At 71.5% G+C, this 14,438-nt stretch carries 8 protein-coding genes and 1 pseudogene; 5 read left to right on the top strand and 4 right to left on the bottom strand.

Annotated elements, in window-relative coordinates; genetic code table 11:
- From NM1_RS39890 to recC, 3 genes are all read right to left on the bottom strand, one after another.
- Positions 1-1,350, bottom strand: a 1,350-nt coding sequence (locus NM1_RS39890; protein WP_068032905.1) for an AAA family ATPase, incomplete at its 3' end; no start/stop codon positions are given.
- Positions 1,347-4,628, bottom strand: coding sequence for a UvrD-helicase domain-containing protein (locus tag NM1_RS39885; RefSeq protein ID WP_068032908.1), 3,282 nt, complete (start codon positions 4,626-4,628; stop codon positions 1,347-1,349). The genes NM1_RS39890 and NM1_RS39885, both read right to left, overlap by 4 nt.
- A 431-nt stretch (positions 4,629-5,059) precedes the next feature.
- Complete coding sequence (gene recC, locus NM1_RS39880; RefSeq protein ID WP_068032903.1) at positions 5,060-8,512, bottom strand: exodeoxyribonuclease V subunit gamma; 3,453 nt, start codon at positions 8,510-8,512, stop codon at positions 5,060-5,062.
- 357 nt (positions 8,513-8,869) lie between these two features.
- Between recC and NM1_RS39875 the strand changes: the two genes are divergently transcribed.
- Positions 8,870-9,076, top strand: coding sequence for a hypothetical protein (locus NM1_RS39875; protein ID WP_068032901.1), 207 nt, complete (start codon positions 8,870-8,872; stop codon positions 9,074-9,076).
- 128 nt (positions 9,077-9,204) lie between these two features.
- Complete coding sequence (locus NM1_RS39870; RefSeq protein WP_174556963.1) at positions 9,205-10,080, top strand: serine hydrolase; 876 nt, start codon at positions 9,205-9,207, stop codon at positions 10,078-10,080.
- Positions 10,081-10,090: 10 nt separating this feature from the next.
- Here NM1_RS39870 and NM1_RS39865 read toward each other — a convergent pair whose 3' ends face one another.
- Positions 10,091-11,554: a cytochrome P450 gene (locus tag NM1_RS39865; RefSeq protein ID WP_068032899.1), complete on the bottom strand. Its 1,464-nt coding sequence runs from the start codon at positions 11,552-11,554 to the stop codon at positions 10,091-10,093.
- A 53-nt stretch (positions 11,555-11,607) separates the two neighbouring features.
- On the opposite strand from NM1_RS39865, the gene NM1_RS39860 reads away from it, so the two are divergent.
- From NM1_RS39860 to NM1_RS39850, 3 genes and pseudogenes are all read left to right on the top strand, one after another.
- The gene (locus NM1_RS39860; RefSeq protein WP_169814409.1) at positions 11,608-12,309 is read left to right on the top strand and encodes a TetR/AcrR family transcriptional regulator; all 702 of its coding nucleotides are present in this window, start codon (positions 11,608-11,610) and stop codon (positions 12,307-12,309) included.
- Between the two features lie 64 nt (positions 12,310-12,373).
- A complete protein-coding gene (locus NM1_RS39855; RefSeq protein ID WP_068032895.1) occupies positions 12,374-13,813 on the top strand; it encodes an NAD(P)/FAD-dependent oxidoreductase in 1,440 nt (479 codons plus the stop codon).
- 120 nt (positions 13,814-13,933) lie between these two features.
- Positions 13,934-14,438 (top strand): annotated as a pseudogene (locus NM1_RS39850) (hypothetical protein); the annotation flags it as partial.

The following is a 14,438-nucleotide window of genomic DNA, read 5'->3' as shown; positions in this document are numbered from 1 at the left end:
CGCGCCGCGCTCGGCGGCCGCCGTCGACTCCCGCGCCGTGCGCACGACGTCGCTCCGAACCGCGGCCGTCTCCTCGGGCGCCTGCAGCGACAGCTCGTCGCCGCCGTCGGCCAGCAGCGCGAGGGCGGTGTCGGCGTCACCCGCGCGCACCGCGACCGCCAGTTCGGCGATCCGGCCGCCGAAGCGACGGCCCCGGGTGAGGCGGATGATGCCGCCGCGCAACCGGTCCTGCTCGCGGGCGGTGAGTGCGTCGGCATGGGGCGCACCGGTGCCGAGCACCTCGTCGAGCACCGGATTGGGCTGTGCCGCAACGGGTCCCGCGACCAGGTCCGCGAGCACGGCGCCCGCGTCCACCGAGGCGAGCTGATCCGGATCGCCGACCAGCACCAGCCGCGCGTCGGGACGGACCGCGGGCAGCAGGCGGCTCATCATCGTCAGCGACACCATGGAGGTCTCGTCGACGACGATGATGTCGTACGGGAGCCGGTTGAATTCGTGGTGGCGGAAGCGGGTGACACCGCCGCGCTGCCAGCCCAGCAGGCGGTGCAGGGTGGCGGCCGTCAGCTCCGGCAGGGCCAGCTCACCCGCCTGCTCGCGCACCGATTCCTGCAGGCGCGCGGCCGCCTTCCCGGTGGGCGCCGCCATCGCGATCCGCAGCGCGGGAGCGTTCGGCACCACCTGCTGATGCGCCACCAGCAGCGCCAGGATGCGGGCGATGGTGTGCGTCTTGCCGGTGCCCGGGCCACCGGCCACCACGGTGGTCCAGTGCGTGGCCGCCAGCGCCGCCGCCACCCGCTGGCGGTCCAGCGGATCGCCCGGACCCGCCGTCTCCGGGAACAGCCGGTCCAGTTGCTGCCGAACGGTTTCCGGGTCGATGAGCGGGTGGGAGGCCGCGCGCTCGGTGAGCGCGTGGCGGATGGTCTGCTCCTGCCGGTAGTACCGGTCCAGGTACAGCAGCGGTCCGGCGCCCTCCGGTTCGATCAGGCGCAGCGGCCGCAGCGGACCGGCCGCACTGCCCGTCATCAGCGGGCTGGCCCGGAGTTCCGCGAGGACCGCGTCCACATCCGGCCACGGCAGCGTCGCCGGATCGATCGCGTCGGGATCGCCGTCGGTGTCGAAACCCTCTCCGTCCACGCCGATTTCGTGCATGCGCCGCAGTTCGAGGCAGACCGATCCGGACCGCACCGCCCGCACCGCCAGCGCGGCCGCCAGCAGCACCGCCTCGGACTCCTCGCGCCCCAGCCTGCCCAGGCGCAGCGCGACGTGCACGTCGGCGGCGGACAACACGCCTGCCGCATTGAAGGTGCGCAGCAGCCCGGTTGCCCGCTGCGCCAACTGAATCGCGGTCATCGGCCGTTCTCCGTATCTCCGGACAACCGACCCGCGAGCAGGTCCGACAGCTCCTCCACCAGCGCGACCGGCGGGTCCCAGTCGAATACACCGCAGCCGGGCGGGGTTTCGGGACCGATCATGCCGCGCACGAACAGGTAGCTGATGCCGCCCAGGTGGCGGCCGGGCGAATAGTCGGGCAGGCGCCAACGCAGGTACCGGTGCAGGGCAGCCGAATACAGGATGGCCTGCAGGGGGTAGTGCGAGCGCATCATCTCGGCGGCCATGCGTTCGCGGGTGTAATGGGCGACGGTGAGATCGTCGGTGCCGAGGCGATTGGTCTTGTAGTCGACGACGACGAACCGCGGGCCCGGCACCCGCAGCACGGCGTCGATGCTGCCGGTGAGATAGCCGCGCAGCACGCTGTCGTCGATGGTGTCGAGCTGGTCGGCGTAGGAGGCGAACGGGTCGTCCTCGGGCAGGTGCCTGCGCAGCAGTGCCGCGATGGACCGCAGTGTGACCCGTTCGGCCCGTGGGGTGTCACCTCCGGCCAGGGGCAGCTCGAAGTCCATTTCGTTGAGCCGATCGCGGCTGGATATCGCCGCGAGACTGCCGTTTCCGAGCGGTGTGTGCAGGACCGCCAGGAGCGCCGAGGCGAGGGCGTCCGGATCGATGTCGGCCATCAGTTCCTCGATGGCGTGAGCGCAGCGGGCCCGCACCTCCGTCGCCAGGTCGGGCGCGTCGGTGTCCACCAGTTCCAGGACGCCGTGCACCAGCGTGCCGAACTCGGCGCCGTAGGGCAGGTCGTTCATCAACGACGGTGCGGCACCGGCGATTTCCGCGTCCGCATCGAGTTCCGCGGGCGCGGCCGGTTCGTCGGAGCCCGGGGTCTCCTCGGCGACGGCATGACCATCGTGCGCGCCCGCCGTCAGCGCGGAATACGAGGTGCGGCGCCAGTCGGTGTCGACGACGCGGTCGAAGGTCGCCGCCGCCAGCTCTCCCGCCTCGGATTCCGCGCGATCCCACCGCGGCCGCACGGCGGGCACCTTCGTCACGGGTTCGATGGCGACCAGGCCGGGCCCCGCCGTCGCGGCCCAGGCCGAAAGCTGTTCCAGCACCGCCGGATCCGGTGCGACCTCGCACTTGCCGGGTACCTCGGCGCTGCCCGGCATCCGGCCCAGGATCATGCGGTGCAGCGGCGCGAACGCGGTGCCGTAGGCGGGCGCCCACCAGGCCACCACCTGGCTCTGCGCCCGGGTCAGCGCCACGTAGAGCAGCCGCAGCTCCTCTCCCGCCTCCTCCGCCTCGCTGCGCCGCTTGCGCTCGCCGTAGCCGGGGGCCTCCGGGCCGCCGACGTCCAGCACGCGGTCCGGACCGTCGTGGAACAGCAGCGTCACCGGGTTCGGGTTCTTGGCGCTGTCCCACGCGAAAGGCACGTACACGACCGGAAATTCGAGACCCTTGCTCGCGTGCACGGTGGCGATCTGCACGGCGGCGGCGTCGCGGTCGAGACGGCGGCTGCGGTCGGACACCGCACCCGACGCCGGGTCGCGCACCCGGTCGGCCAGCCAGCGGGTCAGCGCCGTCAGGCCCAGCGACTCCCGCAGCGCCACCCGGTCCAGCAGCTGCGCGATGTGACGCAGGTCGGTGAGCTGTCGTTCGCCACCCGCCACCGCGAGCAGCCGCGGCGCGAGTTCCGTTTCGGCCGAGAGCTTTTCGAACACGGCCGCGAATCCGGATCGGGCGAACAACCGGGCCGATTCCCGCAGCTGCTGGCTCAGCCTGCCCACCAGATCCGCACCGCCCGAGTCGATCTCCAGGGCCGACAGGCCCAGCAGCGGCGTTCCGGCGGCCAGGCGGACCCGGTCGGCGCGATGCGGCTGTTCCAGCGACCGCAGCAGCCACAGCCAGTCGACGGCGCTCTGGGTGCCGAAAACGCTGGCACCTCCCGCCAGCACCGAGGCCACGCCCACCCTGTCCAGCGCGGCGCGCACGAGATCGATCTGCGCGCGGGTGCGCACCAGGACCGCGATATCGCCGGGGCCCAGGGGATTTTCGTCCAGATGCGTGCCCGAATCGAGCAGCCGAACGATATCGGCGGCCAGATCGTCGGCCACGCGGGCGCGCTGCCTGCCGACCGCCGGGAATCCGGCGGCGTTGCGGGGACCGGCGCCCGCCCGCGGCAGCAACCGCAGCCGCAGCGGGATCGGCGGTTCGACGGTCCCGTTGAGCCGGGTGTGCGGGCGGACCGCCGCGACCGACGAGACCGTGATCTCCTTGTGCCCCAGGGCCGCACCCGTCATCAGGTGCTCCAGCGCGCCGAGCAGTCCGGCGTCGCTGCGCCGGTTGGTGGTGAGCTCGCGGCGGGTGTCCGCGTGTGCCACCGCATCCAGGTAGCTGAGCACCTCGGCGCCGCGGAACGCGTAGATGGCCTGTTTCGGGTCGCCGACCAGGACGAGGGTGGCGTGGCCGTGGAAGGCGCGCCGCAGGATGTCCCACTGCAGGGGGTCGGTGTCCTGGAACTCGTCCACCAGGGCGACCCGGTAGCGCTCGCGGATGCGGCGGCAGGCGCGCTCGCCGTGCACCGGGTCGGCGAGCACCTCGTGCAGCAGCACCAGCAGGTCATCGAAGTCGCGCAGGCCCGAAAGCCGTTTGCGCCGTTCGGTTTCCGCCCGCACCGCCGCCGCGAAGGCGACGCGTTCGGCGGCCGGGTGGTCGCCGATCTCCTCGTCGGGTACCAGCCGGGCGTGCCGGTCCTGCACGGCCGCGGCGGCGAGCTGATGCGCCTCTTTCACCGAGAACGGCGGGCCGCCGCGGGCGTACCGGGCCAGGAACAGGTCGTCGGCCACGGTGGCGACCAGGTCGTCGACGTTCTCGACCAGACGCACCCGCGGATCGTGCTCCCCGGCCAGCCCGAGTTCGTCGAGCATGCGCTGGCAGAAGCTGTGCGTGGTGGCGATGGTGCCGGAGTCGAAGTCCGACAGCGCCGACAGCAGGCGCGCCCGCCGCCGCCCGACCTCGGCCGCCTCGGCCCGCGCCAGGTGCCGGATCAGCTCGTCGTCGCTGTCGCGGGCGGTCTCCGCGTCGGCCAGCGCCGCCGCCACCGCCACGAACTTGTCCCGCGTCCGCTCCCGCAACTCCTGCGTGGCGGCCCGGCTGAACGTCACCAGCAGCAGCTCCGAAACATCCACCCCCGCCTCGGCCACGAACCGCACCGCCAGCCCGACGATCGCATACGTCTTCCCGGTCCCCGCACTCGCCTCCAGCACGGTCGTCCCCGCAGGCAACTCCCCACACATCTCGAACCGATCCCCCACGCCCCCAACACTTCCCGCACCCTCTGCCGGTTCCCGCACCCCCTGCGGCGCCTTGGAAAGGGTGCGCGAACCAGCAACGCGTGCGGGAACCGTGTCCAGCGCGGGCAACCCGGGGTTGTCCTCGTTTCCCGCACTACTTGCGTGTTCACGCACCCCTTGCGGGGGGCTGGAAGGGGTGCGGGAACCAATAGGGGGTGCGGAAACTGGGCCCGGGGTGGACGGCGCGCGCGTGTCGGCCGTCTCGGGCGGCGATTCTTCGGCCGGCTGGTCAGGCTCCGGGGGTGGGTTGTCGACTGCGAAGAGGTCTTCGGTCGGCTCCGAGGGTGTGGCGTGGTGTTCGACCGGGGGCGTGCGGGGACGGCGGCGGGGCGGCGGGGCCGGGTCGAGGTCGGTGAGGGAGAAGAGTTCGTCGGTCATGGCTGCCCCTGGGATTCGCAGGCGAGCAACGGGTTCCACAGGCGGCGGGAGAGGGCACCGAAGCGGGTGGTCTCGCCGGTGGGGTCGGGTTCGGGCAGGGGGGTGTCGAGGTGGTCCAGCCGAGGGGCCGGGCCCCAGACGTAGCGCAGGTAGCGGTCGGTGTGGTCGCCGAATGCCTTGGGGCCGTTGGGGCCGCCGAGGAATTCCTGTTCCGCCGCCAGCAGCGCATCGTCGGCGCTCGCGCCCTGGCAGCGCCGTTCGGCGTACACGGACGAGGCCGTCGGTGCGATCGGCAGCGGCCCGATGAGACCCTCGTCGCGCAGCTCCACGAGGTCGCGCAGCATCGATTGCGCCGCAGCGGCATTGGGCGCGGTCAGCGTGGAACGCCAAGCGGGACGGCCGAATCGGCCGCGGCCGATGGTGACCGCCCGCCAGGTCTGGTTCCGCTCGGTGGCGGCCAGCGCGAGCACCCGCACCCAGGCGGCGATCCGGTGCTTCGGGGCCAGCCGGGAGAAGGTGGTCCGCACGACGGCGTCGTCGTGCACCTCCGGCACGGTCCCGCTGAGCAGCCTCCCGTCGCCGAGGTCGACCGCGATATCGATGGTGCGGGAAGGAATTTCGTGGATCGGCTGGGCGACGCGCACGAGCCGGTCCACGGTGTCCTCCACCTCGGTCAGCACCGCCGCGCCCAGCCCGAAGGGCGGCAGCGTCCCGCGCCGCCACTCGGCCGCGCGCAGCGCCGCCGGATCGGCCCCGGTGAGCCGGGCGGCCAGCATGCGCTCGCCCATGTTCCACTTGGTGAGCCCGTCGAGTTCGATCGGCAGTCGCTCGTCGATCTCCTCCTCTTCCTCCGGCACCCGGATGCCGAGCCGCTGCCACAGGAACGCGCGCACCGGATGTTCGACGAAGGACACCAGTTCCGCCAGTTCCACATCCGCGCGCACCGTGGCGGGCAGCGGTTCGGGCAGGAAGGCCACCCGCTCGCGCGCCGGGCGGCCCGCGGCCCGCGCACCCGCCAGCGCCGCGGTATCGAAGCTGAACGGCCGCACCGGGTCGAAGTTGCGACTGTCGAAGGCCTGCAACGGATGCCGCGTCACCACCCCGTCGAGCCCATCGGTGTGTGCCTGCAGCACGTCGAGCAGCTCCGCGACCGGTATGGCGGGCGGCCGGTACGCGCCGGTGACCGGATCGGCGCCGGTGTGCAGCAGTACGAGGCGCTCCCCCGCCGCCATGATCGCATCCAGCAGCAGCTGCCGGTCCTCGCTGCGCGCGTCGCGCTCACCCACCCGCGGCTCGCGCGCGAGCACGTCGTCGCCGTCGGCCCCGCCGGGGCGCGGGAACACGTCGTCGTCGAGCCCGAGCAGCACGACCACCCGGTGCGGCACCGAGCGCAGCGGCGCCATCGTGCACACGGTCAGCTCGCCGGTGCGGAAGTTGGCCCGCAGGCCCCGCCCGGCGAGCCGGGACTGCAGCAGTGCGGCAATGTCGGTCAGCCGCAACGGGATATCGCCCGCGTGGTCCAGCGCCGAGGCCAGCTCCCGGCGCGCCTGCACGGCCTGCCACGCCTGCGCGTAGGCGACGTCGGTGAGCAGATCCAGCGCGCGGGCCAGCACCTGCGCCCACTCGCGCGCGGGCCGCGGCGATCCGGCAGGTTCGGCGGGGGTCGGCCCGCGCAGGTCGCGCACGCACACCGCGAGCCGGTCGGTGTATTCGGCGAACCGCCCGGCCAGGTCGACATCGCCGGAGTCGACATCCTCGAGCGGCAGCGCCAGGTCGAGCCAGTCCTCGGAGGATTCGCCCGCCGTGACGCCGAGCAGGATGCGGTCCACGGCGGCGTTCAGCGTGTTCTGGGCGAAGTCGCCGAGCCCGAACGCCTGGCGCTGCCGCTGCCCGATGCCCCACCGCGCGCCGGTCTCGGCAGCCCACTCCCGCAGCCGCTCGATATCGTCGTCGTCGAATCCGCAGCGCAGCCGGACCGGTTCGGCCGCAGCGAGATCCAGCACCTGGGTGACGGTCACCCGCCCGTCCGCCAGTCCGAGCAGCCCCTCCAGCACGGCCAGCACCGGGTTGGCGGAGCCCTGCGACCGGTCGGCCATCCGGACCCGCAGCCCGTGCGCCGGATGCGGTGCCCGCCCGCCGGTTTCGCTCTGCGACTGCCCGAACGCCGCCCGCACCAGCGGCGCGTAGCTCTCCACGTCCGGGCACATCACCACGACATCGCGCGGCTCCAGCGACTGGTCGGCCGCGAACACCCCGAGCAGCACATCGCGCAGCACCTCGACCTGCCGCGCCGGGCCGTGACAGGAGTGCACCTGCACGGTCCCGTCGGCCGCAATCGCCTCGGCGGGCGGCCACAGATCCCCGCGGATCCCGGCCTGCAGCCCGGAAAGCACAGTGCGCGAACCGGTTCCACCATCGGTCGGGTGGAAGGTGTCGACCACCGGCCCGAGGGCCCGAAGCCGCTGCTGCAGCTCCCGCGCATCCCTCCCGAGCGCCGCCAGCAGCGGATGCGCGACCGCCAGACTGCTGCCGTCGAGGGCCCTGGGCACCCCGACCGAGCCCACACCGGCCTCGGGCACCCCCACGGCACCCGCGCCGGTCGCCGGTTTCCCACCCTCCGCCGCTCGCGATACCGCCGACTCACCGCCTACTCCGGCACCGCGGGTCTCCAGCGCCGCCCACATCCCCGGACTCGGATGCACCACCCACAGGTGCACATCGCGCCCCTCCCCCAGCGCCGACAGCACCGCCAGCTGATCGGCGGTGAGGCGCGTCACGCCGAAGACCGAGAGGCGTTGCGGCAGATCGATGATCGACGGCTCGGATCGCAGTCGCGCGCAGGCGGATTCGAGCCGTTCGGCCGGGCTCGGGCTGCCGAGTTCCGCGCGCAGGCGCCGCCACAGCTCGGGCTGCCAGCGCAGGTCCTCGGGCAGCGGCGCCCCGCAACCGTCGGTGTCGGCGCCCGCGGTCCAGTCGGTGATCAGCGTGGGGCGCTGGGTCGCGTAGCCGTCGAACAGCGCCGCGATCCGCGCCGCGGTGGCGAACCGGCGCCCCGACCGATGGGTTCCGCCGTCCGCCCCGGCGCCGAGGTGGCGGGCCGGGACCGCGCACCACGGCTCGGATACGGAGGCGTCCAGCGCCCGCAGCAGTGCCCAGACCATGCGTTCGGGCGCCCACGGATCGTCCTCCGCCCGTACCTCGCCCGTCCCGGCGAGCACGGCCGCCACCAGCGACGACGGCGACGGAAAGTCGATATTCGCCGAAACCCCGTCGCCCTCCGTCGCACCCAGCACGGCCGACAGCCGCTGATTCAGCCAGCGCTCCACGCCCTTCGCCGGTACCGCCACCACATCGGCGGCGAAGGGGTCGGGCAGTGGCCGCGAGAGCAGGGTCGCCAGCGCACCGGCGAGCGTGTCCGCACGCTCGGCTCGGTGGATGTGCAGCGCCATCGGCCGCCTCTCCGCTCGCTGGTCCGTCCCTGATCCGCCCGGATGCCTGGTGGTTGCCTGTCGCTGGCCGATCCTACAAACCTCGGCACCCGATCCCGGGCCGCGACTCGGACTTCCGGTGACATACCCGTCGGTCCCATTCCGGTTATCTGCCCGTTCGGTCGCTGACCACCCCTTTGGCCGAAATGACCGAGAACACCAAATTCCCAGCAACACAACCGAATCGCCCATCATGCCCGGCGGTCTCCGATGGCCGCAATTCGCCCCCGCGTGTCACACCTGACGCCGCGGTGTGATGTGCCACAGTGCTCGGCGGGGAGGTAACGGGAGAGCAGTATCGAAAGGCTGGTTCGGTTCATGTCTGCGACGGTGATTCCCCTGCTGCCGAGATCCGGCTTCACGGTCCGCCGGGTCGGTGATCGCTGGGAGCTGATCAATTCGCGCCACTACGGCCGGGCCGCCGTCCTACACGCCTGGCCCCGCGACGGCCACGCCGAGGCCTTCGCCCACTGCTACCGGCTCAACGGCCGCAGCGTCGAAGATCTGCTCGCCGCATTTCGTTGAAGAATCACAGCATTGAAAGATCACCGCATTGAAAAACGATGCGCCCCAACCTCCGCCACCGCTAGCACACCGGGCGGCTGAGCTCAAGACGTGCGAGACGAGCGCCACGGTGGCTATCCTGGCTCACCGTGCGTTATCCCCGGGCCGCCTCGAGCGCCACTCGTCCCACCCGCCTGGCCGCCGGCGCCTGCGCCGTTGCCGTCGTCCTGATCGCGGGTGCCCCCGTCCTGCAGTCCGCCCCCGCCTCGGCGCTGCCCACCCACCAGAGCTGCGCCGGTGACTGCAATCTCGGCAGCCGCATCGCCGCCGTCGACTCCTATCTCGCAGGCAGGCCCGGAACCACGGGTTACGTTGTGCGCGACCGGGTTACCGGCAACGTCTACTCCAACGGCAATGCCGAGTCCATGTTCTGGACCGCGTCCACGATCAAGCTCGCCATCGCGGAGGACGTCATCAACCGCGCCCGCGTCGGGGCCATCGTGTTCACCCCGGAGGACCGGCGCCAGCTGGAATCCATGCTGGCCACCTCCAACGACGCCGCCGCCGACTACCTCTGGAACAAGTACGCCGGGCCGGACCGCATGGCGTTCGTCAACGCCTTCCGCGCCAACGGCATGACCGGGCTGACCCCGCATCCGACCACCGACCCCCGCCACCCCTTCCCGGACTGGGGCTTCCTGCAGGCCTCGCCCGCGGACCTGGACCGGCTGATGAACAACGTGCTCGACACGATGCACCCCGACGACCGCGCGTACCTGCTCGACCGCATGCGCAGCGTGGACACCAACCAGCACTGGGGCGTCTGGGGCGCGGGCGACGGCATGCGTCCCGGCCTCAAGAACGGCTGGTCCGACGAGCAGGGCGGCTGGGTGGTCAACTCGGTCGGCTTCGCCGGTCCCGACGAGCGCTTCACCGTCGCGATCATGAACGACGTCGGCAACCAGGGCGGCTACACCGACGGCGAGCAGACCACGACGCACGTCGCGGAGCTGCTGTTCCGCTAGGGACGGCCGATTACCGCCGCCGCAGCACCATCGGCGCCCCGTCGCGCGGGAACGGGATGGTGGTGAATCCCCACGGCATCAGATAGTCGTCGGGGATTCGCCATTCGTAGTCGCGGACCATCGCGGCCAGGATCACCTTCACCTCGAGCAGGCCGAAATGCATGCCGATGCACTTGTGCGCGCCCGCGCCGAACGGCATCCAGGCCAGCCGGTGCGACTTGTCCTCGCGGCGGTCCTGGCTGAACCGCTCCGGATCGAAACGCGCCGGGTGCGACCACAGTTCGGGCAGCAGGTGATTGACGCCGTAGGCGACGTCGACCTGCGTCCCGGCGGGGATGTAGTGTCCGCAGATCTCGGTATCGCGCACCGCGCGGCGCACCAGGCCCGGCACCGGCGGCACCAGCCGCAGGCTCTCCTTGATCACCAGGTCCAGGTCGCGCAGCTGGTCCAGGTCGGCGATGGTCGGCGGCGCGCCACCGGTCCGCTCCCGCAGAGCGAGGGCCTCGGCGCGCACCCGCCGCTGCCATTCCGGATGCCGCCCCAGGTAGTAGGCGACGGCGGTGGCCGTGGTGGTCGTGGTGTCGTGCGCGGCCATGATCAGGAAGATCATGTGGTTGACGACGTCCTCGTCGGAGAACGTCTCCCCGTCCTCGGTCCGGGCGTGGCACAGCGCGGAGAAGAAGTCCGCGCCCTGCGAGCGCCGCTTCTCCGGCAGCATCCGGGTGAAGTACTCCTCCAGCACCTTTCGCCCGCGCAGCCCGGCCCGCCACGCGGTGGCGGGCAGCGGCAGCCGCACCAGCGCGAGCGGCGCGTGCGTGCTGTCGACGAACGCCTGCCCGAGCCGCTCGCGCTCGGGACCGGTGTGCACGCCCATGAACGTCTCGGCGGCGATGTCCAGGGTCATATCCTTGACCGTCGGATACAGCCGCACCTGCCGCGAACCCGTGCGCGCCCAGCGATCGATGGACGCGTCCACCACGGGAGCCAGCTCGGCCAGATGCGCCTCGAGCCGCTCGCGCGTGAATGCCTGCTGCATGATCCGCCGGTGGAACATGTGCTCGGAGAATTCCAGCAGCAGCAGGCCGCGCCGGAAGAACGGGCCGATCAGGTAGTCCCAGCCCTGCCCGAAATCGTTGCGCCGCTTGCCCACTACCTCGTCGACCGCCTGCGGGCCCGCCACCAGCACCCGGTCCACGCCGAGCGAGCGGTTGTAGCCGACCGGGCCGTAGCGGTGGTAGCGGTCCAGCATTTCCGCCGGGCCCCAGCGCAGGTACTGCAGGGTGCGTCCGAGGTACGGCAGTCCGGCGTCGCCGTGCACGGCCCGGCGCCCGCTGCCGCGCGGCGGTGTCGCGAGGGTCTGCTCGCGGGTGGGCAGCAGGCGCAGCATCCGGTCGATCGGATGGCGGTCCGGAATTTCGATGAAACCGAGGTTCTCTCGTTCGGCACGATGCGCTCGAGGGTCGACGCTGACCATGGCAAGCCTCCCGTTTAAAGTACAGCTTGTACATTACCTGTAGAGTGGACGCTGTGACAAGGGACACGTCGCGGCCGCGGGGCCGCCCGCCGGGGCCACCCCCCGCCCCCGGGCAGCGGCGCGCGGAAATCCTCGACGCCGCCGAGCGCGTGATCGAGCGGGCGGGCACCCATATGACGATCGCCCAGGTCGCTGCGGAGGCAGGCTACGCGCGCACCGCGGTGTACGCAGTGTTCCCGGACCTCCCAGCACTGATAGACGCCCTCGCCCAGCGGCATATGGAGAACATCATCGCCGCGGCGGACGCCGTCCTCGCCCAGCCGCTGCCGGCCCGGCGGCTGCTCTTCGCCGTGGTGCGCCTGATGTGCGACTTCGTCGAGTCCAACCCGAACCTGCACCACGTGATGATGCAGCGGCTGGAGAGCGGCGACACCGAGCACCGCCCGTTCTTCACCCGCGTATCCGATTGGGCCACCGCGGTTTTCGACACCATCCTGCGCCGCCTGGACGCCGACCCGGCGCTCGCGCGGATCTGGGCGACCGCGACCGTCGGCGCCATCCTGATGTCGGCCGAAGCCTGGGCGCAGGATCCGACGCGATCGCGCGAGGACTACGTCGAGCGTCTCGCGGCATTTCTGTGGCCGACCGTCGAGAGCATCGGCGCCGAACGGCTGGTCGGGCCGATAACGGTGGCGGCGGACTCGGTCGCCACGCCGTCCGCGCCGAGACTCGCCGACAGTGGGAGTTCATCGTGACTGCCGCTGGGTAGCCGACTACCGTGAACCTGACGCAAACCGTACGTCCGGCGAGGAGCCCGAGATGAGTACCGAGACTGTCGAGCACCGTCGCCACCGCGTGGTGGTGATCGGATCCGGCTTCGGCGGCTTGTTCGCGTGCAAGCATCTCAAGCACGCCGACGTCGATGTCGTACTGATTTCGAAGACGTCCACACACCTGTTCCAGCCGCTGCTCTACCAGGTGGCCACCGGCATCCTGTCCACCGGCGAGATCGCCCCCGCCACCCGCCTCGTCCTGCGCAAGTACAAGAACGTGCAGGTGATCCTCGGCGAGGTGCACTCCATCGACCTGATCAACCGCACCGTCACCTCGGAACTGCTGAACGAGGACACCGTCACGTCCTTCGACAGCCTGATCGTGGCCACCGGCGCGCAGCAGTCCTATTTCGGCAATGACAAGTTCGCCACCTACGCGCCGGGCATGAAGACGATCGACGACGCCCTGGAGTTGCGCGCCCGGATTCTCGGCTCGTTCGAGGAGGCCGAGCTGGCCAAGACCCAGGAGGCGCGCGACCGGTTCATGACCTTCGTGGTGGTCGGCGCGGGCCCCACCGGCGTCGAATTGGCCGGGCAGATAGCCGAACTCGCCGATCGCACCCTCGAGGGCACCTTCCGCAACATCGATCCGCGCGACGCCCGGGTCATCCTGCTGGAGGGCGCCGGTGCCGTACTCGCGCCGATGGGCCCGAAGCTCGGCGGCAAGGCGCAGCGCCGGCTGGAGAAGATGGGCGTGGAGATTCAGCTCAACGCCATGGTCACCGGCGTCGACGCGCGCGGCGTCACCGTGAAGGACAAGGACGGCAGCGAACGCCGCATCGAGGCCGCGTGCAAGGTGTGGTCGGCGGGCGTGGCGGCCAGCGAGCTGGGCAAGCTGCTCGCCGACCAGTCGAAGGGGACCGAGGTGGACCGCGCCGGGCGCGTCGTCGTCGAGCCCGACCTGACCATCAAGGGCTACCCGAACGTCTTCGTCGTCGGCGACCTCATGTCGGTACCGAATGTGCCCGGCCAGGCGCAGGGCGCGATCCAGGGCGCGACGTACGCGGCCAAGCAGATCAAGGCCGAGCAGGGCGGCAAGCAGACGCCGGAGCAGCGCAAGCCGTTCAAGTACTTCAACAAGGGCAGCATGGCCACCGTGTCGCGGTACAACGCGGTGTGCCAGATCGGCAAGCTCGAGTTCGGCGGGTTCCTCGCCTGGCTCATCTGGCTGGTGCTGCACCTCTACTACCTCATCGGCTACCGCAGCCGGACGGTCACCGTGTTCCAGTGGTTCGTGGCGTTCATCGGCCGCAACCGCGGGCAGATGGCCGCCACCGAGCAGTGGGTGTTCGCGCGCCTGGCCCTCGAGGCGATGAACGGCAACGACGACGACGGGCGCGAGGTGCGCGCCGAACTCGGCGGCAAGGGCCCTGCCGGTGCGGCGAGCGAAACACCGAGCGACCCTGGCAAATCCGTGGCGAACTAGACTTTTCGGCTCATTCGTACATCTGACCACGAAACAAGCGCTGGATGACCCGACCCATCCGAACTGCCCGATGGGTCCGAATGTTCGACATTCGTTGACATTCGCACAGAGAGGTGATCCATGGGCAAACGCCAGCAGGGTGATCCGGTTGCGCGCCGTCGGCGCTTGGGTTCCGCGGTCGCGATGGGCGCGCTACCGCTGACGGCCGCGTTCTTGGCCACCGGCGCGGCCACGGCGGCGCACCCGGCCTACAGCCCCGCGCCCACCGCGGGCGTGCCGGTCACCCCCGAGGAGGATGCGCCGCACGTTTACGTCGGCCGCGACTCCGCCACGGGGGTGCGAGCGATACCCGAGCCCGGCGCGCTGGCGGCGATCGACATCGAGCGGCTGCACCTGCCCGATCCGGCGCGGCTCGGCACCGTGGCGCCGATCGAGGCGCCCGAGGGCAAGCTGCGGTTCGGTGACACCCAGATCGATATCCCCGAATGGCTGCCGCCGGAGCAGGCCGGTCAGCTCAACGACGTGTCCGCGCACACCGAGGCGGAACTGGCACGCACGCTCGACGGCGCCGGATTCGCACCGAGCCGCGCCGATCGGATCGCCGCCCAGACGGTGGGCACGGCCG

Origin of the sequence: Nocardia mexicana NBRC 108244 (assembly GCF_001613165.1) — a bacterium.
Lineage (GTDB): Bacteria > Actinomycetota > Actinomycetes > Mycobacteriales > Mycobacteriaceae > Nocardia > Nocardia mexicana.
Note: the sequence above shows the minus strand (reverse complement) of the source record. Positions and strands in the feature narration are given on the sequence as shown.